Genomic DNA, 18,171 nt, shown 5'->3' with positions numbered 1-18,171 from the left:
ACGCGGCTCAGAGCAACGGGCCCCGGGCGCTGTGCTCGTTCAGCGCCCGCACCTTCTCCAGCAGTTCCTCGTCCCTGCTCAGCACTTTCAGGAATTCATCGGCGACCGCCCAGGCCGGTCCCCGGTAGGGCGGCCAGAGCATGTGTCCGGCATCGGTTTTCCCCAGGTAGATGCCGACCTTGCCGGTCAGGGTGTCCCGCACCCAGCGTCCCGGTCTGGGCTCCGTACCGCTCATGCCGCCTCCGCTTGTCCTTACCTTCCGTGCGCACAGCACAACCGAAGGTGTGTGACCAGCGGTACTGTCGGCCCCGACGGGCGGGCTGAAATCGCTGAAGCCCGCTGCACCACGCGGGAGTTTCCACATGGCCTCACGACAGCCCAACGACCGGCTCCGGCTGCTGCTGGAGCAGACCGGATGGACCCACGGACAGTTCGCCCGGCGCCTCAACCGCCTGGGCACGGAAACCGGCCGCACACTGCGCTACGACGGCTCCTCCGTCTGCCACTGGCTCAACGGCGTGCTGCCGAGGCCGCCGGTGCGCAGACTCGTCCTGGAGCTGCTCAGCCGCCGCCTGAATCATCCCGTCACCCACACCGAAGCCGGTTTCCCGCCACCCCCCGCCCACTCCTCTCCGGCGACGCCCGCCCGTACCGTGGAGGAACTGGCGGAGTTTTGGAGGCAGGACATGGATCCGTCTCGCAGGGGTGTGCTCGGTACCGCGTTCTTCTCGGTGACGCTGACGGCCCCCGAGTGGGCCGAGGCGGTGAGCCGCACAGCGGCGCTCCGCCGGGGAGAGGGGTCACGGATCGGGGAGGGCGAAGTGGCCACGGTTACCGCCATGACCCGCCGGATTTCGGAGCTGGACAACGAGTTCGGCACTTTTCACGCCAGGCCGATGGCGGTGAGCTTCCTCGCCAACACCGTCTCCCTGTATCTGCGCGCGGACGCCTCCGCACAGGTACGGGCGGCGCTGCTGTCGGCCGCTTCCGGACTGTGCAGGCTGACCGGCTACATGGCGGTCGACGAGACGCTGCACGGCCTGGGGCAGCGCTACTACCTCAAGGCGCTGGAACTCGCCGGGGCGGCGCGCGACCACTCGGCCTACTGCGGAACGCTGCGCATGATGAGCGTGCAGGCCGTGGATCTGGGGCACGGCCCGGTGGCCCGGCGGCTGGCGGACGCGGCGGCCGGGGCGGCACCGGACACCGGGCCCCGGCGGCGGGCCTTTCTCGCCGGCCAGCAGGCGCACGCCGCCGCCCATACCGGTGACCGAGCGGCGGCGCTGCGCCATCTCGGCGAGGCGGAAGCAGCATTGGACCGGGCGGGAACCGAGGACGAGGGGTTCGCCTCCTACGATCCGGCCGCGCTGATGTACCACGTCAGCCAGGTGCGGTACCACCTCGGCGACCGCCAGGGCTCGGCCGACGCCATGCAGGCCACCGAGCGGCTGCGGCACGTCGGCTACCGGCGCACCACCGTCCGCCGCCACTTCCTGCTGGCCGAACGGCAACTCGCCGTCGGGCGGCTGGAGGAAGCCTGTGCCACCTGGAACCAGGCGCTGGACGGCTACCCCCGGGTCCGGTCGGGCCGCTGCGACGAACGGTTCACGGCCATGCGCGCGCTGCTCCGGCCGCATCTGCGCAACCGCCACGCCCGGCAGGTGCACGAGCGGGCCGCCGCGCTCGCCGCGCGGCGCGGGTCCTGAGGCCGCCGGCGGTCAGGTGCGGACCACGGCCTGGTCGCCGTGGGGGCCGAAGAGGTGCAGCAGTTCGACGGCGTCGCCGCCCGCCGGGCCGGACCGGTGTCGCAGATGGACCCGGGGGTCACCGGTCGCCGGTGCGGGCGATGAGCCGGTCCAGCGACACCCGGTACGCCCGCGCGAGCGGGATGAGCGTCGAGGGTCGGGCGCCGCTTCCCCGTCCCGGGCGCGTCAGTTCCAGTAGTTCGTATGGTGACGGTCTCACGGCTTCCGCAAGCGTGCTGGGCCGGGCCGGTGCGCTCAGCTGTCGGCTCCGGCCTGGGCGTGGCGGCCTGCGGGCTGGGGCCCGTGCCAGTCCAGGCACACCACGGTGGCGTCGTCCCGAAGGTGTCCGCCGCAGGCTTCGGTGACCGCTTGGGTCAGGGTCCGGACCACCTCGCGGGGGTGTTCGCCGGCAGTGTTGCGGATCACGTCGGGCAGGTCGAGGGATGCGGCTTGGCGCTCTTGCATACCGTCGGTGTAGAGCACCAGACGGTCGCCCGGAAGCAGTTCGAGGGCCTGGACCCGGTAGCGGCCGGATGCGTGGATACCGAAGGGCAGGTCGACGCCCAGGCGTACTTGGTCGGCTGCGCCCTCGCGCAGGCGCAGCGGCCACGGGTGGCCGGCGTTGACGAGCTGAGCGCCGGACCCGTCGAGCGCAATGCGCAGGAGCTGGCCGGTGGCGAGGGCACCGCGGCCGTGGTCGAGCAGGGCCTGATTGGTCCGGCGGGCTTGTGCGGCCAGATCCTCCTCGGCGCGGCGGGCACCGCGGGAGGCGTTGACCAGCAAAGTGGCCATGAGGGAGGCGTCGACGTCATGACCCATGGCATCAGTGATGGACAGGTGCACGGTGTCATGGTCCAGGCTGTAGTCGTAGCTGTCCCCGGCAACGGAGTCGGACGGCACCAGGGCGCAGGCGAGGGTGAACTGGGCGGCCTCGCAGGAGGGCGCCGAGGGCAGGAGCTGGCGCTGGATCTCGGCGGCCAGAGTGAGTGGCTCGGTGCGCTGACCCCAGTGGTAGAGGTCGGTGAAGCGGCGGTCGGTGACGATGATGTACGCCAGCGCGTGCGCGGCCGCCTGGACCTGCTCCAGCACTTCCGGCGTGACCCGGGGCAGGAACAGCTCCAGCACGCCGATGGTGTCGCCCCGGTTGGTGACCGGGGTGACCACCCGCTGCCCGTGTCCGCCGCCGGGGGCCTGCGCCGGCTTCTGGGACCGCAGGACCTTGTCGTAGATGCTTCCCGTCAGGGGAATCTGGTCGGCGCGCCGGCCCCGCTGCGTGACGGCCTCTTCGCTGATCCGCACCACCTGCCGGCCAACGAGGTCGACCAGCAGGAACGTCACGTACCGGGCGCCGAACCGGTCTCGCAGGTTGCGCGCGACCGTGTCCAGAAAGTGCACCGGTGCCGCGTCCTCGGCTGCGGCCAGAAGCTCGGCCGGCCCGAACCGATCATTCATGATCATCGCCTCTCAGCGTGTTGTTGCGCGTCTGCCTGGCCACGGACAACCATCCTCACGCGACCTCCCCGCACTTTCACCTTGCGCTCCGGCCGTCACGGACAGCTACTCTCCGTAATGACCCGGCGCGGGGTCCGTCCCGGCGCCCGGGCCGCTAGGCTGCTCGTCGCACCGGCGGGAGGGGATGAAGGTGGCGAACGCGGCACAGCGTACGGCGGCGACCGGCTCACTGTTCGGGCTGGCCCTGGGGGACGCCCTGGGCTGGCCGACGGAATTCAAGGACACCGAGGCCATCGCGGCGCTCGGCCCCTGGCGGGAACTGCCCCTGCCGGACCCGGCCGTGGTCACGGACGACACCCAGATGACGCTGGCGGTGGGCCGGGCGCTCCAGGCCGCCACGGGCCACTCGGGCGGCACGGGCGACGCGGGCGACGCGGGCTCGCTGACGCCCGAGGGCCTGGAACGGGCGCTGCGCGAGGAGTTCGTGGCCTGGTACCACTCGCCCGAGAACAACCGCGCGCCCGGGCACACCTGTCTGGCCGCGTGCCGGCTGCTGGACGGCGACCGGCCCTGGCAGCAGGCGACCGGAGCGGGTTCCAAGGGCTGCGGCGCCAATATGCGGGTCGCGCCGCTGGGGCTGATGCCCGGCCTGACGGACGAGGAGCGGGCCGGGGCCGCGCAGTTGCAGGCGGGCATGACGCACGGGCATCCGACCGCGCTGGCCGCCTCGGACCTCACCGCGCACGCCGTCCGGCTGCTCGCCGAGGGCTGCCCGCCCGGCGGACTCCCCGCCGCGCTGCGCGCCTACGCCGGGGACAACCGCACGGTCTACCACGAGCGCTGGCTCGGCGGTCTGTGGCAGCGCCCCGCGCTGGGCGCCACGCCGGAGGAGTTCATCGCGAGCGGCTGGGACGAGTGCCTGGCCGCGCTGGACCGGCTGGAGGCCGCCCTGCCCGGCTTCGGGCCGGACAGCGATCCCTGTGCGGCCACGGGCGACGGCTGGATCGCCGAGGAGGCCCTGGCCACGGCGCTGCTGTGCTTCCTCCGGTTCCCGGACGAGCCGGTCACCGCGATCCGGCGGGGTGCCGCCACCCGTGGCGATTCCGACTCCATCGCCGCCATCGCGGGCGCGCTGGCCGGTGCCCGCCTGGGCATCGCGGCCTGGCCCACGGCCTGGTGCGACCGGGTCGAGTACCGCACCGGCCTGCTGCGCCTCGGCACGGCCTGGGACACCGGCCGGTAGCGGACCGCCCCGGACGTCCGGCAGCGGCTTCTCGCCGGCTCGCCCTCGCAGGTCGGGGGTGCTGCTGGGGCATGGCATCTGTGCCGTGCCCACCGCTCCGGAAGGGCAGCCCCCGGGGGGCCGGCCGCCCGGCGGCTCAGCCGACCGGGCTCCCGGTTGGCGCGGTCCGCCGGGCGAGCCGGCGCAGGGCCGCCTCGGACGGGGAGCCCGGCTCGGCGGTGTAGGCGATCAGCGTCGTCTCCGGGTCTCCGGCGGGCCGCAGGCCCTCGTACCGCACGGTGAGCTCCCCGACCGCCGGGTGGCGCATGCGGTACGTGCCGTGGGTACGCTCGTCCACTTCGCGCGCTGCCCACATCCGGCGGAACTCCGCGCTGCCGTCGGACAGTTCCGCGATGAGGCGGTCGAAGGCCGGGTCGTCGGGGTGGCGTCCGTGGTCCATGCGCAGATAGGCCACGACGTTGCGCGCCTTGGTCTCCCAGTCGATGTAGCGCGCGCGGACCCCGGCGTCGAGGAAGGTCAGCAGGGCCGTGTTGCGCCGGTCGGCCGGCAACGCCGCGAGGTCGGTGAGGAGTTCGGCGTACAGGCCGTTCCACGCCAGGATGTCGGTGCGCCGTCCGACGACATAGGCCGGAACGTCCGTGAGCGCCTCCAGCAGACGCCGCACCCCGGCCCGGACCTCCGGGCGCGCCGTCCGTGCGGCCCCCGGGCGGCCCCCGACGGCACGGGCCAGGTCGTGCAGGTGCGCACGCTCGGCGGCGGTCAGCCGGAGCGCGGTGGCCACGGCGTCGATGACGGAGTCCGAGACGTTCTCCCCGCGCCCCTGCTCGAAGCGCACGTAGTAGTCCACGCTGACGCCGGCCGTCTGTGCGAGTTCCTCCCGGCGCAGGCCGGGGACCCGCCGTCGGCTGCCGAAGCCGCTCAGTCCGACGTCCTCCGGCTTCAGGCGGGCCCGGCGCGAGCGGAGGAAGGCGCCCAGTTCGGCTCTGCGATCCATACGGCCCACTGTACGAACCGGTCGCGGTCCCAGGGGGGTTCTGCCGGAACCAGGCCGGCCGGTCCCCCGGTGCGAGGCGGCCCTGCCGGGCGCGCTCCGCAGCCGGAAGCATCGGGGGCGTCAGAGAGAACGACGACCCCGAGGAGCCTCGTGTACCACATCGCCGTCAGCTTCGACGTGCCGGAGGAGCGCCGCGCCGAGTTCGTCGCGGCTGCTCTGCAGGACGGCCGCGACTCGGCCGCCGACGAGCCCGGCACCCTCCGCTTCGAACTCATCGCGGACGCCGAGCGGCCCGGCCGCTTCTACCTCAACGAGGCGTACGAGGACGAGCGCGCCTTCGGTCTCCACTGCGAGGGGCCGCACTTCGCCCGCTTCTTCGAGCTGATCAAGGACTACGCCGAGGGACCGGCCTGGCTGATCAGGGGCACCCGCATCGAGGACGAGCAGACCGCGACGACCGCCCCGGCTCCCGAGGAGACCGTACGATGAGCCTGACCGTCATCGCCGTGTTCGACGCCGCCCGCGGGAAGGAGGACGCGTTGCGCACGGCCCTGGAGGCCATGATCGAGCCCTCGTTGGAGGAGCCCGGCTGCCTCGCCTACCAGCCGTACGTGGACCCCAGCCGGCCGGGGAGCATGGTGATCATCGAGGAGTGGACCGGCCGGGACGCACTGGAACGCCACTTCGGGACGCCGCACTTCCGGCATGTCGCCCGGGAGCTGGAGACGCTGCTGAGCCGGCCCTTCAGCCTGCGGCACCTCACCGACGCGGGGACGCCCCCGGCCGGCCAGGTCCGCGCGCTTCGGGGGCGCGGGCGAGAGGAACGAGAGGAAAACGAGGGGAAAGCGAGAGGACGCGGGCGTGGCTGGTGAGGAACGTCACCGGGACGGACATGTGACCGGCTGCGGGGAAGCAGCCGTGAGGTGACCGCCGTGACGGATGAGCTGAACCTGTGGCGCCGGGGGCTCGGCACGGTGCCCGAGTCGGTCTGGGAGCGGACCGGGCTGCGCGTGCTGATCCTCGCCGGCAACGGGCTCACCGCGCTGTCGCCGCGGATCGCCCGGCTCCGGCAGCTGGACACCCTGGACCTGGGGCACAACGCCCTCACCGCGGTGCCGGACGAACTGGGCGAGCTGACCGGGCTGGGCGGCTGCCTCTACCTGCACGACAACCGGCTGGCACGGCTGCCCGAGTCGCTGGGACGACTGACCCGGCTGCGCTATCTCAACGTCGGCGAGAATCCCCTCACCGCCCTGCCCGGGAGCATCGGCGCGATGACCGGCCTGGTCGAACTGCGCGCGCAGCACAGCCGGCTCACCACGCTGCCCGGCTCGATCGGCCGGCTCACCGGGCTGCGGGAACTGTGGCTGCGCGGCAACGCCCTGACGGGCCTGCCCGGGTCGGTGGCCGGGCTGCGCGAGCTGCGCCATCTGGAGCTGCGGGAGAACGCGCTGGCCACGGTGCCCGAGGCGCTGGCCGGTCTGCCGCTGCTGCGCCAGATCGATCTGCGGTCCAACCGGCTCGGCGGCGGCCGGCTGCCGGACTGGCTGGCCGCGATGCCCGCGCTGGAGAAGCTGGATCTGCGGTGGAACGGCATCGACCCCGCCCTGCCGCTGCTGGCCGGGCTGGAGCGGCGGGGCTGCGTGGTCCTGGTCTGAGGATTGGGGCGAGGGGCCGGCGGGGCCGTCCGCTCGCCCGGGCGTCCCCTGGGCCGGCCGGCGCCGCCCGGGCCGGTGACGGCGACGGGCCGGTCACGCGGGCCGTCGAGCCGCTTCGACAGCGGTCCGGCCGGGCCCGGCGTCCCGCCCCCGGCCCGGTTCGTGGTCCGGTGCGCCGTCCCGGTCCCGTTTCCGGGCCCGCAGGCGGCGGCGCTCGCGGCGGTTCGGGGTGGCCAGGACCGCCGTGCCGGTCCACCGTTCGGCGGGCGCCCGGCCGTCGCGGCGCCACAGCACCGCGAGCGGGGACCAGACCCAGGCCAGCAGCGCCGCCGCCCCCGTCGCCCACCACAGCAGCGTTTCCGCGGTGCCGCCGGGGGACGGCAGCACGCCGGTGCGGACGGCCAGCAGCGCCCAGCCCAGGCCGAGCGGCGCATGGGTCAGCACCTGGCGGGCGGTCAGCCGGACCGGCCCGGCGCGCCGGCCGTCGGGCCGGGCCACCTTCAGCAGCACCGCGCGCTGGCCCGGGGTGGCGCCCCAGGCCAGGGGGAGCAGCCAGAACCACAGCACGGCCAGGGCGGTGCCCAGCAGGATGGCGTGCCGACGCCCGGTGGCCCATTCGGCGCCCACCGACAGCAGGCCGGTGGCCAGGGTCCAGGCGATCAGCCAGCCCGCCAGATCGGCGCCGTGGGCGAGCGCCCGGCGCGGCAGGGTGACCCGGGGCCCGTACCGGGCGCGTTCCCGGTCCGGGTCGTGGCGGGGCAGCAGCCTGCCCAGCGGTCCGGCGAGCAGCCAGCCGAGGACCGCGCCCAGCGTGTTGAGCAGCAGGTCGTCCACGTTGAACTGCCGGTAGGGGCAGGGGTAGGTGTACCACAGGCCGGTGTACTGCGTGGTCTCGAAGAACAGCGAGGTGCCGAAGGCGAGCACGGTGGCGGCGGCCGGGCCCTGGCGCAGGTAGTAGCGCAGATAGACGCCGAGCGGCAGCAGCAGGACGAAGTTCAGCAGGGTGGTCCAGAACGGCAGCAGGCCGACCAGGCCGCCCGGTGCCCAGGAGCCGCCGCCCGCCTCGGACACCGCGCGGACGAACTCCAGCGGTTCGAGCTGCGGGCCGGCCGCGTAGCGCATGGCGCCGCACAGTCCTTCGGACTCCCGCGGCAGCGGGACGACCGTCTGGAGGAAGGCGGCCAGCAGGTAGAAGACGAAGCTGTAGCCGACCAGGGCCGACCAGCCGCCGGCCCGCCCGCGGCTGCGGTAGCCGCGCACCGCCGCGGGCACCAGGACCAGTGCGGCGACGACCGGGAACAGCCACAGGGCGGTTTCGACGGGCAGCAGATAGGGACGGAGCACGGGCGGGACCCCTCGGGCGGACCGGCGCGGGACACGGGAGGTGACGGGAACGGGGGCGATGGCGCGTCCCGGGGTGCGGAACCGCGCGCCGCCGCCCACGGTAGGGCAGGCGCGGGCCGCCCCGGCAGCCCGCCCCGGGTCAGGTGCGCGGGGAGAGGCTGGAGTCGCGGACGATCAGTTCCGGTTCGAGCACGATGCGCTGGTGGACATGGCGGCCGGCGGCCTCGCCGGTCTCCTCCAGCAGCAGTTCCGCGGCTTCCCGGCCCATCCGCACCGCCGGCTGCCGCACCGAGGTCAGGGGCACGGCGGCGGCCGAGGCGAATTCGATGTCGTCGTAGCCGACCAGCGCGGTGTCGGCGGGGACCCGGACCCCGGCGGAGAAGAGCGCCTGGAGGACGCCCAGGGCCAGCAGGTCGTTGGCGCAGAACACGGCGGTCGGGCGGGGCGACATGCCCAGCAGCCGGGCGCCGGCGTCGCGCCCGGCCGGCACGTCCAGCCGCTGGGCCTCCACATGGCGCAGCGCCTGGGGTCCCAGACCGGCCTCGGCCAGCGCGGCCAGGGCGCCGTCCCGCCGGTCCTGGCACTGCTTGAGCGACATCGGCCCGCTGACGTACACCAGGTCGCGGTGGCCCTGGGCGAGCAGATGCCGCGCCGCCAGGGTGCCGCCCTTGATGTCGTCCACCGAGACCGAGCAGCCCTCGGCGCTGGGCAGCACCCGGTCCACGAAGACGAAGGGGATGCCGTGGCGCCCGAATTCCGAGAGGTTGCGGCCCGACATGTCGGCGGGGGTGATCAGCACCCCGCGCACCCGCTGCTCGGCGAAGAGCGAGAGATAGTCCGACTCCTCCGAGCTGCTCTGGGCGCTGTTGCAGACCATGACGCCGAGCCCCGAGTCCCGGGCCACCCGTTCTGCGCCCTTGGCCAGGTCGGCGAAGAAGGGGTTGGCCATGTCCAGCACCAGCAGGGCGATGATCCGGCTCTGGCCGGCCCGGAGCTGGCGGGCGGACTCGCTGCGCACATAGCCCAGCTCGCTTATGACGGCGCGCACCCGCTGCCGGGTCTCCTCGGCCACCATGTGGGGGCGGTTGATCACGTTCGAGACGGTGCCCACCGATACCCCGGCCCGTCTCGCCACTTCCTTGATGCCCACCGTGCGCGCCATGTCCTGTGCCCCGTTCGCCTTCACCGCAAGTCCGCCCGTTTGTCCGTCCACCGCCCGGGACATGGTATGGCCGCCGCGGCGGCGCAACACCGCTCCGCGGCGGGCCACGGGTCAGGGCAGATGGAAGACCTCGGTCAGCGGCTTCATGGCCTCGTCCGGGGCGGCTCCGTCCAGTGCCTCGAAGAACTCCGCCATCTCCGCCTGCCAGCGGGCGTTCACCTCGGTCGCGGCCATGGCCCGCTGCGCCGCGGCGAAGTCCTCGGTCTCCAGATAGCCGACCAGCAGGCCGTCCTCCCGCAGAAACAGTGAGTAGTTGTGCCAGCCGGCCTCGGTGAGCGCCCGGAGCATTTCCGGCCACACCGCGGCGTGCCGTTCCCGGTATTCCTCCAGCCGGTCTTTCCGGACCTTCAGCAGAAAACAGACCCGCTGCACGGCGCGCCGCCCCTCATGAAAGGTTTCACTGGCAGCGGCAAGCTAGCGCCGGGGCGGGGCACCAGTCAAGACGAGGTGGCTGGTCATCGCCGGTGGCGGGCGGGTCGGCGCGGGTCCGCGGCGGGCACGGCGGAGCAGGTCCGGCGTCTTGACAGGGCTCCCCGGTCCCCCATAGCGTCCATGGTTAGTGAAACGATTCATACGGGCCTTCAGCACTCGGGAGCGCTGATCAGCATGACCGCCATCTCCGCCGTGAAGGCGGCCCTGGCCGCACAGGCCATCGAGACGCCTTCGTGGGCCTACGGGAACTCCGGCACCCGCTTCAAGGTCTTCGCGCAGCCCGGAGTGCCGCGCAGCCCGCAGGAGAAGCTGGAGGACGCCGCCCAGGTCCACCGCCACACCGGGGTGGCGCCCACGGTCGCCCTGCACATCCCGTGGGACCGCACCGACGACTACGCCGCCCTGGCGCGGTTCGCCGAGGACCACGGGGTGCGGCTCGGCGCCATCAACGCCAACGTCTTCCAGGAGGACGACTACAGACTGGGCAGCGTCTGCAACCCGGACCCGGCGGTGCGCCGCAAGGCCCTGGACCATCTGCTGGAGTGCGTCGACATCATGGACGCCACCGGCTCCCGCGACCTCAAGCTGTGGTTCGCCGACGGCACCAACTACCCCGGCCAGGACGACATCCGGGCCCGTCAGGACCGGCTGGCCGAGGCGCTGGAGGCGGTCCGCGCGCGGCTCGGCGAGGACCAGCGGATGCTGCTGGAGTACAAGTTCTTCGAGCCCGCCTTCTACACCACCGACGTGCCGGACTGGGGCACCGCCTACGCGCACTGCCTGCGGCTCGGCCCGCAGGCCCAGGTGGTGGTGGACACCGGCCACCACGCCCCGGGCACCAACATCGAGTTCATCGTGGCGCTGCTGCTCCGCGAGGGAAAGCTCGGCGGCTTCGACTTCAACTCCCGCTTCTACGCGGACGACGACCTGATGGTGGGCGCGGCCGACCCGTTCCAGCTCTTCCGCATCATGTACGAGGTGGTGGCGGGCGGCGGCTACGGCCCGCAGGTCGCCTTCATGCTCGACCAGTGCCACAACATCGAGCCGAAGATCCCGGCCATCATCCGCTCGGTGATGAACGTGCAGGAGGCCACCGCCAAGGCCCTGCTGGTGGACCGGGAGGCGCTGGCCAAGGCCCAGGCGGACGGCGATGTGCTGGGGTCCAACGCGGTCCTGATGGACGCCTTCAACACCGATGTCCGGCCGCTGCTGGCCGAGGTGCGCGAGGAGATGGGACTGGACGCCGATCCGGTCGCCGCGTACCACCGCTCCGGCTGGGGCGAGCGGATCGCCGAATCCCGCCGGGGCGGCCGGCAGGCCGGCTGGGGCGCGTAGCGGCTCCGCCGGCCCGCAGCGACGGCCCCGCCGCGAGGCGGCCGGCCCGCCCCGGGGCGGGCCGGTCCGGGCGAGACCGCCCGCCGGCCGCGGGCCACGCACCGCACCGCACCGCATCACACCGCATCACACCGCAGCGAAGGATGAAGATCATGACCGACGCCACGGCAGACCGTCCGGGGGGCGAACTGCCCGGCCCGGTGACGGAACTGCTGGACCGCTCCCACCGGCTGGGCTCCGACCCCAGGAACACCAACTACGCCGGCGGCAACGCCTCCGCCAAGGGCACCGTCCCCGACCCGGTGACCGGCCGGGACACCGAGCTGATGTGGGTCAAGGGCTCCGGCGGCGACCTGGGCACCCTCAAGGCCGCCGGCCTGGCCGTGCTGCGCCTGGACCGGCTGCGCGCCCTGACCGGCGTCTACCCGGGCGTGGAGCGCGAGGACGAGATGGTCGCGGCCTTCGACTACTGCCTGCACGGCAAGGGCGGCGCCGCCCCCTCCATCGACACCGCCATGCACGGCCTGGTGGAGGCGCCCCATGTCGACCACCTGCATCCCGACTCCGGCATCGCGCTGGCCTGCGCCGCCGACGGCGAGGCGCTGACCCGCGAGTGCTTCGGCGACACCGTCGTCTGGGTGCCCTGGCGCCGCCCCGGCTTCCAGCTCGGCCTGGACATCGCCGCCGTCAAGCGGGACAACCCGCGGGCGATCGGCTGCATCCTGGGCGGCCACGGCATCACCGCCTGGGGCGATACCAGCGACGAGTGCGAGGCCAACTCGCTGCACATCATCCGCACCGCGGAACAGTTCCTGGCCGAGCGCGGCCGGCCCGAGCCCTTCGGCCCGGTGCTGCCCGGCCGGGAGCCGCTGCCCGCCGCCGACCGCCGCGCCCGGGCCGCCGAACTGGCCCCGCTGATCCGCGGCCTGGCCTCCACCGACCGCCCGCAGGTGGGGCACTTCACCGACGCCGACGCCGTGCTCGACTTCCTCTCCCGCGCCGAGCACCCCCGGCTGGCCGCGCTCGGCACCTCCTGCCCGGACCACTTCCTGCGCACCAAGGTCCGCCCGCTGGTGCTGGACCTCCCCGCGGACGCGCCCCTGGCCGAGGTCACCGGGCGGCTGAAGGAGCTGCACGCCGCCTACCGCGAGGAGTACCGGGCCTACTACGAGCGGCACGCCGAACCCGGCTCCCCGCCGATACGCGGCGCCGACCCGGCGATCGTGCTGGTCCCGGGCGTGGGCATGTTCTCCTTCGGCAAGGACAAGCAGACCGCCCGGGTGGCGGGCGAGTTCTATGTCAACGCCATCAATGTGATGCGCGGCGCCGAGGCGGTCTCGGCCTACTCCCCCATCGAGGAGTCGGAGAAGTTCCGCATCGAGTACTGGGAGCTGGAGGAGGCCAAGCTGCGGCGGATGCCCCCGCCCAGGCCGCTGGCCGCCCGGGTCGCCCTGGTCACCGGCGCGGCCTCCGGCATCGGCCTGGCCACGGCGCGGCGGCTGGCGGCCGAGGGCGCCTGCGTGGTGGTCGCGGACCGGGACGGGCAGCGCGCCGAGGCGGCGGCCAAGGAGCTGGGCGGCCCGGACCGGGCGGTCGCGGTCACCGTGGACGTCACCTCCGAGGACCAGATCCGGGCCGCCTTCGAGGCCGCCGCGCTGGCCTTCGGCGGTGTCGACCTGGTGGTCAACAACGCGGGCATCTCCATCTCCAAGCCGCTGCTGGACACCACCGCCGCCGAGTGGGACCTCCAGCACGGCATCATGGCGCGCGGCTCGTTCCTGGTCTCCCGCGAGGCGGCCCGGATGATGACCGCCCAGGCCATGGGCGGCGACATCGTCTACATCGCCTCCAAGAACGGGGTGTTCGCCGGCCCGAACAACATCGCCTACGGGGCGGCCAAGGCCGACCAGGCGCACCAGGTGCGGCTGCTCGCCGCCGAGCTGGGCGAGCACGGCATCCGGGTGAACGGGGTCAACCCGGACGGGGTGGTGCGCGGCTCCGGCATCTTCGCCGGCGGCTGGGGCGCCAAGCGGGCCGCGGTGTACGGGGTGCCGGAGGAGAAGCTGGGCGAGTTCTACGCCCAGCGCACCCTGCTCAAGCGCGAGGTGCTGCCGGAGCATGTGGCGAACGCGGTGTTCGCGCTGACCGGCGGCGAGCTGAGCCACACCACGGGCCTGCACATCCCGGTGGACGCCGGGGTGGCGGCGGCGTTCCTGCGATGAGCGGCGCCCGCTTCTTCGCGGCGGTGGACCTGGGCGCGACCAGCGGCCGGGTGATGCTCGGCCGGGCCGGGCCCGGGGAGCTGTCGCTGACCGAGGTGCACCGTTTCCCCAACCGCCCGGTGCGCACCGGCGCCACCCTGCACTGGGACATCCTGGCCCTGTACCGGGGGGTGCTGGACGGTCTGCGGGAGGCCGGCCGGCGGGCCGTGCCCGCCGGCCGGCTGGACGGGATCGGCATCGACTCCTGGGCGGTGGACTACGGGCTGCTGGACGCGGACGGCGCGCTGCTCGGCAATCCGGTGCACTACCGGGACGGCCGCACCGAGGGCATGGCGGACCGGGCCGCCGCCGCGCTGCCGCCGGAACAGCTCTACGCCGAGACGGGAGTGCAGCATCTGCCCTTCAACACCGTCTACCAGCTGCTCGCCGCCTGCGGCGGGGCGCAGTTCGCGGCGGCCCGGCGGCTGCTGCTGATCCCCGATCTGATCGCCTACTGGCTGACCGGGCGGGCCGGCACCGAGCTGACCAACGCCTCCACCACCCAGTTGATCGATCCGCGCACCCGGGACTGGTCCCGGCCGGTGGCCCGGGCGCTGGGCATCGACCTGGCGCTGTTCCCGCCGCTGCGCCGCCCCGGCGACCCGGCCGGGGAACTGCTGCCGGAGGTGCTGGCGGAGACCGGGCTGACCGGCCCGGTCCCGGTGACCGCGGTCGGCTCGCACGACACCGCCTCGGCCGTGGCCGGCGTCCCGGCCGCGGCCGGGGCGGGGGCCGGCGGGCCGGACACCCTGGCGTACATCGCCACCGGCACCTGGTCACTGGCCGGGCTGGAGCTGGACCATCCGGTGCTCGGCGAGGAGAGCCGGCGGGCCAACTTCACCAATGAGCTGGGCGTGGACGGCACGGTCCGCTATCTGCGCAACATCATGGGCCTGTGGCTGCTGGAGGAGTGCCGCCGCGCCTGGGCGGCGGCCGGGCGGCCGGCGGAGCTGGAGCCGCTGCTGGCGGCTGCCGCGGGGGCGGAGCCGCTGCGCTCGGTGGTGGACGCGGGCAGCGCGGAGTTCCTGGCCCCGGGCCGGATGCCGGAGCGGATCGCGGCGGCCTGCCGCCGCACCGGGCAGCCGGAGCCGCGGGACGCCGCCGAGACGGTGCGCTGCGTGCTGGACTCGCTGGCGCTGGCCCACCGGCGGACGCTGGCCGAGGCGGTGCGGCTGGCCGCCCGGCCGCGTCCGCGCACGGTGCACATCGTGGGCGGCGGGGTGCGCAACGAGCTGCTCTGCCAGCTGACCGCGGACGCCTGCGGGCTGCCGGTGACGGCCGGCCCGGCGGAGGCGGCGGCGTTCGGCAATGTGCTGGTGCAGGCCCGGGCGGCGGGCGCGGTCTCCGGCGGACTCGCCGGGCTGCGCGGGCTGCTGCGCACCGCCCAGCCGCTGCGGCACCATGAGCCGGTGCGCGACCACGGACACCGCTGGCGGCAAGCAGAGGAGCGTCTCCATGGCTGACGGACCGGCCGCGGGCCGGGCCGCCCGCCCCGGTGCGGGGCTGCGGGTGGGGCTTTTCGTGACCTGCGTGAACGACACGCTGTACCCGGGCACCGGGCGGGCCGTGGTGACGCTGCTGGAGCGGCTCGGCGTGGCGGTGGACTTCCCCATGGAGCAGTCCTGCTGCGGGCAGCCGCAGTTCAACACCGGCTACCGCCGGGCCGCCGAGCCGCTGGTGCGCCGGCACGCCCGGGCGTTCGCCGAGTACGACTACGTGGTCACCCCCTCCGGCTCCTGCGCCGCCATGATCCGGGACAACCACCCGGGCATCGTGCCGGACAGCGCGCCGGTCGCGGAACGCACCTATGAGCTGACCGAGTTCCTGGTGGACGTGCTGGGCGTCACCGACGTCGGCGCGTACTACCCGCACACGGTGACCTACCACCCGACCTGCCACGGCCTGCGCGCGCTGCGGCTGGGCGACCGGCCGCGCCGGCTGCTGGCGGCGGTCCGCGGGCTGACGCTGGTGGAGCTGCCCGGCGCCGAGGAGTGCTGCGGCTTCGGGGGCACCTTCGCGGTGAAGAACGCCGCCGTCTCGGCGGCCATGGGCGCGGACAAGGCGGCGGCCGTCATGGGCACCGGCGCCGAGGCGGTCTGCACCGTGGACAATTCCTGTCTGATGCACATCGGCGGCACCCTGTCCCGGCTGGGCTCGCCGGTCCGCCCGGTCCATCTCGCCGAGATCCTGGCCGCCACCGCGGCCACCGGCGCCGCCGCCGAAGGGAGCAGCGGATGAGCGGCACCTTTCTGGGCATGCCCGCCTTCCCCCGGGCCGCCGCGGAGTCCACCGGCGACGCGCGGCTGCGCGCCAATCTGCGGCACGCCACCCGCACCATCCGCGACAAGCGGGCCCGGGCGGTGGCCGAGCTGCCCGACTGGCAGCGGCTGCGTGCCGCGGGCGCGGCCGTGAAGGACCGCACCCTGCGCCATCTGGACCACTATCTGGAGCAGCTGGAGCGGGCGGTGACCGAGGCCGGCGGCACGGTGCACTGGGCCGCGGACGCCGCCGAGGCCAACCGGATCGTCACCGGCCTGGTGCTGGCCACCGGTGAGCGGGAGGCGGTCAAGGTCAAGTCCATGGCCACCCAGGAGACCGGGCTCAACGCCGCCCTGGAGAAGGCCGGGATCCGCGCCTACGAGACCGATCTGGCCGAGCTGATCGTGCAGTTGGGCGACGACCTGCCCTCGCACATCCTGGTCCCGGCCATCCACCGCAACCGGGGCGAGATCCGGGACATCTTCCGCGAGCGGATGGGCCAGTGGGGACGGCCCGCGCCGGACGGTCTGACCGACCGCCCGGCCGAGCTGGCCGAGGCCGCCCGGCTGCATCTGCGGGAGAAGTTCCTGCGCGCCAGGGTCGCGATCTCCGGCGCCAACTTCATGGTCGCCGAGACCGGCACCCTGGTGGTGGTGGAGTCCGAGGGCAACGGACGGATGTGCCTGACCCTGCCGGAGACCCTGATCTCCGTGGTGGGCATCGAGAAGGTGGTGCCCACCTGGCAGGATCTGGAGATCTTCCTCCAGTTGCTGCCGCGGTCCTCCACGGCGGAGCGGATGAACCCGTACACCTCGATGTGGACCGGCACCACGGACGGCGACGGCCCGCGCGACTTCCATCTCGTGCTGCTGGACAACGGCCGCACCGACGCGCTCGCCGACGCCGTGGGCCGGCAGGCGCTGCGCTGCATCCGCTGCTCCGCCTGTCTCAACGTCTGCCCGGTCTACGAGCGGGCGGGCGGCCATGCCTACGGCTCGGCCTACCCGGGGCCGATCGGGGCCATTCTCACCCCGCAGCTGCGGGGGGTGACCAGCCCGCTGGACGCCTCCCTGCCCTATGCCTCCTCGCTGTGCGGGGCCTGCTACGACGTCTGCCCGGTGGCGATCAACATCCCCGAGGTGCTGGTGCATCTGCGCGAGCGGGTGGTGGAGGGCGGCGAGGTCACGGTGCGCGGCACCCGGACCAGGATCCGCCCGGCCCGGGGCCATGCCGCGGAGCGGGCCGCGATGCGCGCCGCCGGCTGGGCCTTCGGCCATCCGCGGCTGCTGCGGGCCGGCCAGCGGCTGGCCGGGCGGGCGCGGCGGCTGCAGCCGCGCAGGCTGCCGCTGCCCGGCCCGGGGCGGGCCTGGAGCGCCACCCGGGATCTGCCGCCGCTGCCCGCCGAGCCGTTCCGCGACTGGTGGCAGCGCACCCGGGGAGACCGGCAAGCCCCGGAGGGCCGAGCAGACCGAGCAGACCGAGCAGGCCCGGAGGAGGAACGCGAGCGAGGAGAGAGCCCATGACGGGGGCCGACAGCCGTTCGGTGGTGCTGGCCCGGATCCGCCGGGCGCTGCACGGCGAGGGCGGCGGCCCGCCGGAGGGCCCCGCCCCGGCCCGCGACTATCTGCCGGCCCATACCGCGGAGGACGATCCGGCGGCGCTGGCGGATCTGCTGGCGGAGAATCTGGCGGACTACCGGGCGCTGGTGCACCGCTGCACCGCCGACGGGCTGCCCGGTCTGGTCGCCCGGCTGCTGACGGCCCGCGGGGCGCGCACGGTGCTCGCCCCGCCCGGGGTTCCCGGCGACTGGCTCGCCGCGGCCACGGCCGCCGGGATCACCCGGGTGCCCGCTCCCGGGGCCCTGACCGCCCGGGAGCTGGACGCCGTGGACAGCGTGCTCACCGGCTGCGCGCTGGCCATCGCCGAGACCGGCACCCTGGTGCTGGACGGCTCACCCGATCAGGGCCTGCGCCGGTTCACCCTGGTGCCGGACCACCACATCTGTGTGGTGCGCCTCCCGGAGCAGGTGGTGGCCTCGGTGCCGCGGGCCCTTCCCCGGCTCGATCCGGCCCGCCCGCAGACCTGGATCTCCGGCCCGTCGGCCACCAGCGACATCGAACTGGACCGGGTGGAGGGGGTGCACGGCCCGCGCACCCTGGAGGTGGTCCTGCTGGGCGGCGCCGCGCCGCCCGGCTGACCGGGCCCGGTGGCGGAACCGCGACGGGC

The 18,171-nt window shown here is 74.2% G+C and carries 17 protein-coding genes; 11 read left to right on the top strand and 6 right to left on the bottom strand.

What is annotated here, in order from left to right:
* Positions 1-7: 7 nt before the first annotated feature.
* Positions 8-235 (bottom strand): hypothetical protein, encoded by a 228-nt coding sequence (locus BM242_RS17035; RefSeq protein ID WP_139238349.1) that lies wholly within the window; start codon positions 233-235, stop codon positions 8-10.
* Between the two features lie 127 nt (positions 236-362).
* Here BM242_RS17035 and BM242_RS17030 point away from each other — a divergent pair, with 127 nt between their 5' ends.
* Positions 363-1,706, top strand: a complete 1,344-nt coding sequence (locus tag BM242_RS17030) for an NsdA family TPR-like regulatory protein (RefSeq protein ID WP_093839717.1) — start codon at positions 363-365, stop codon at positions 1,704-1,706.
* Positions 1,707-2,000: 294 nt separating this feature from the next.
* Here the strand turns inward: BM242_RS17030 and BM242_RS17025 are convergent, their stop codons facing one another.
* Positions 2,001-3,197 (bottom strand): PP2C family protein-serine/threonine phosphatase, encoded by a 1,197-nt coding sequence (locus BM242_RS17025; RefSeq protein ID WP_425443872.1) that lies wholly within the window; start codon positions 3,195-3,197, stop codon positions 2,001-2,003.
* Positions 3,198-3,381: 184 nt separating this feature from the next.
* Between BM242_RS17025 and BM242_RS17020 the strand changes: the two genes are divergently transcribed.
* The gene (locus tag BM242_RS17020; protein ID WP_093839715.1) at positions 3,382-4,440 is read left to right on the top strand and encodes an ADP-ribosylglycohydrolase family protein; all 1,059 of its coding nucleotides are present in this window, start codon (positions 3,382-3,384) and stop codon (positions 4,438-4,440) included.
* Positions 4,441-4,576: 136 nt separating this feature from the next.
* Here the strand turns inward: BM242_RS17020 and BM242_RS17015 are convergent, their stop codons facing one another.
* Entirely contained in the window at positions 4,577-5,434 is an 858-nt protein-coding gene (locus BM242_RS17015; protein WP_093839714.1) for a helix-turn-helix transcriptional regulator, read from the bottom strand.
* Between the two features lie 150 nt (positions 5,435-5,584).
* Here BM242_RS17015 and BM242_RS17010 point away from each other — a divergent pair, with 150 nt between their 5' ends.
* The 3 genes from BM242_RS17010 to BM242_RS17000 are packed head-to-tail and all read left to right on the top strand — an operon-like array spanning position 5,585 to position 7,092.
* Positions 5,585-5,923 (top strand): putative quinol monooxygenase, encoded by a 339-nt coding sequence (locus BM242_RS17010; RefSeq protein ID WP_217652516.1) that lies wholly within the window; start codon positions 5,585-5,587, stop codon positions 5,921-5,923.
* The gene (locus tag BM242_RS17005) at positions 5,920-6,306 is read left to right on the top strand and encodes a putative quinol monooxygenase (protein ID WP_093839712.1); all 387 of its coding nucleotides are present in this window, start codon (positions 5,920-5,922) and stop codon (positions 6,304-6,306) included. The genes BM242_RS17010 and BM242_RS17005 overlap by 4 nt, the downstream gene beginning before the upstream one ends.
* 51 nt (positions 6,307-6,357) lie before the next feature.
* Complete coding sequence (locus tag BM242_RS17000; protein WP_425443871.1) at positions 6,358-7,092, top strand: leucine-rich repeat domain-containing protein; 735 nt, start codon at positions 6,358-6,360, stop codon at positions 7,090-7,092.
* 93 nt (positions 7,093-7,185) lie between these two features.
* Here BM242_RS17000 and BM242_RS16995 read toward each other — a convergent pair whose 3' ends face one another.
* The 3 genes from BM242_RS16995 to BM242_RS16985 form a co-directional block, all read right to left on the bottom strand.
* A complete protein-coding gene (locus BM242_RS16995; protein ID WP_093839711.1) occupies positions 7,186-8,436 on the bottom strand; it encodes a VanZ family protein in 1,251 nt (416 codons plus the stop codon).
* 139 nt (positions 8,437-8,575) lie between these two features.
* Entirely contained in the window at positions 8,576-9,598 is a 1,023-nt protein-coding gene (locus tag BM242_RS16990) for a LacI family DNA-binding transcriptional regulator (protein ID WP_093839710.1), read from the bottom strand.
* A 111-nt stretch (positions 9,599-9,709) separates the two neighbouring features.
* Positions 9,710-10,030, bottom strand: coding sequence for an L-rhamnose mutarotase (locus BM242_RS16985; protein ID WP_093839709.1), 321 nt, complete (start codon positions 10,028-10,030; stop codon positions 9,710-9,712).
* A 234-nt stretch (positions 10,031-10,264) separates the two neighbouring features.
* Between BM242_RS16985 and rhaI the strand changes: the two genes are divergently transcribed.
* The 6 genes from rhaI (at position 10,265) to BM242_RS16955 (ending at position 18,142) form a co-directional block, all read left to right on the top strand.
* Positions 10,265-11,425, top strand: coding sequence for an L-rhamnose isomerase (gene rhaI / locus BM242_RS16980; RefSeq protein WP_093839708.1), 1,161 nt, complete (start codon positions 10,265-10,267; stop codon positions 11,423-11,425).
* 152 nt (positions 11,426-11,577) lie between these two features.
* Entirely contained in the window at positions 11,578-13,647 is a 2,070-nt protein-coding gene (locus tag BM242_RS16975) for a bifunctional aldolase/short-chain dehydrogenase (protein WP_093839707.1), read from the top strand.
* The gene (locus BM242_RS16970; protein WP_093839706.1) at positions 13,644-15,149 is read left to right on the top strand and encodes a rhamnulokinase; all 1,506 of its coding nucleotides are present in this window, start codon (positions 13,644-13,646) and stop codon (positions 15,147-15,149) included. Before BM242_RS16975 ends, BM242_RS16970 begins: the two co-directional genes overlap by 4 nt.
* Before the next feature lie 40 nt (positions 15,150-15,189).
* Entirely contained in the window at positions 15,190-15,924 is a 735-nt protein-coding gene (locus BM242_RS16965) for a (Fe-S)-binding protein (RefSeq protein ID WP_093839830.1), read from the top strand.
* The gene (locus BM242_RS16960; RefSeq protein ID WP_093839705.1) at positions 15,921-17,468 is read left to right on the top strand and encodes a lactate utilization protein B; all 1,548 of its coding nucleotides are present in this window, start codon (positions 15,921-15,923) and stop codon (positions 17,466-17,468) included. Before BM242_RS16965 ends, BM242_RS16960 begins: the two co-directional genes overlap by 4 nt.
* Complete coding sequence (locus tag BM242_RS16955; protein WP_093839704.1) at positions 17,465-18,142, top strand: LutC/YkgG family protein; 678 nt, start codon at positions 17,465-17,467, stop codon at positions 18,140-18,142. Before BM242_RS16960 ends, BM242_RS16955 begins: the two co-directional genes overlap by 4 nt.
* The last annotated feature ends 29 nt before the right edge of the window (positions 18,143-18,171 follow it).

It is taken from the genome of Streptomyces aidingensis (assembly GCF_900112355.1).
GTDB classification, from domain to species: Bacteria; Actinomycetota; Actinomycetes; order Streptomycetales; family Streptomycetaceae; genus Streptomyces; species Streptomyces aidingensis.
This window is presented reverse-complemented; position numbering and strand designations above follow the sequence as displayed.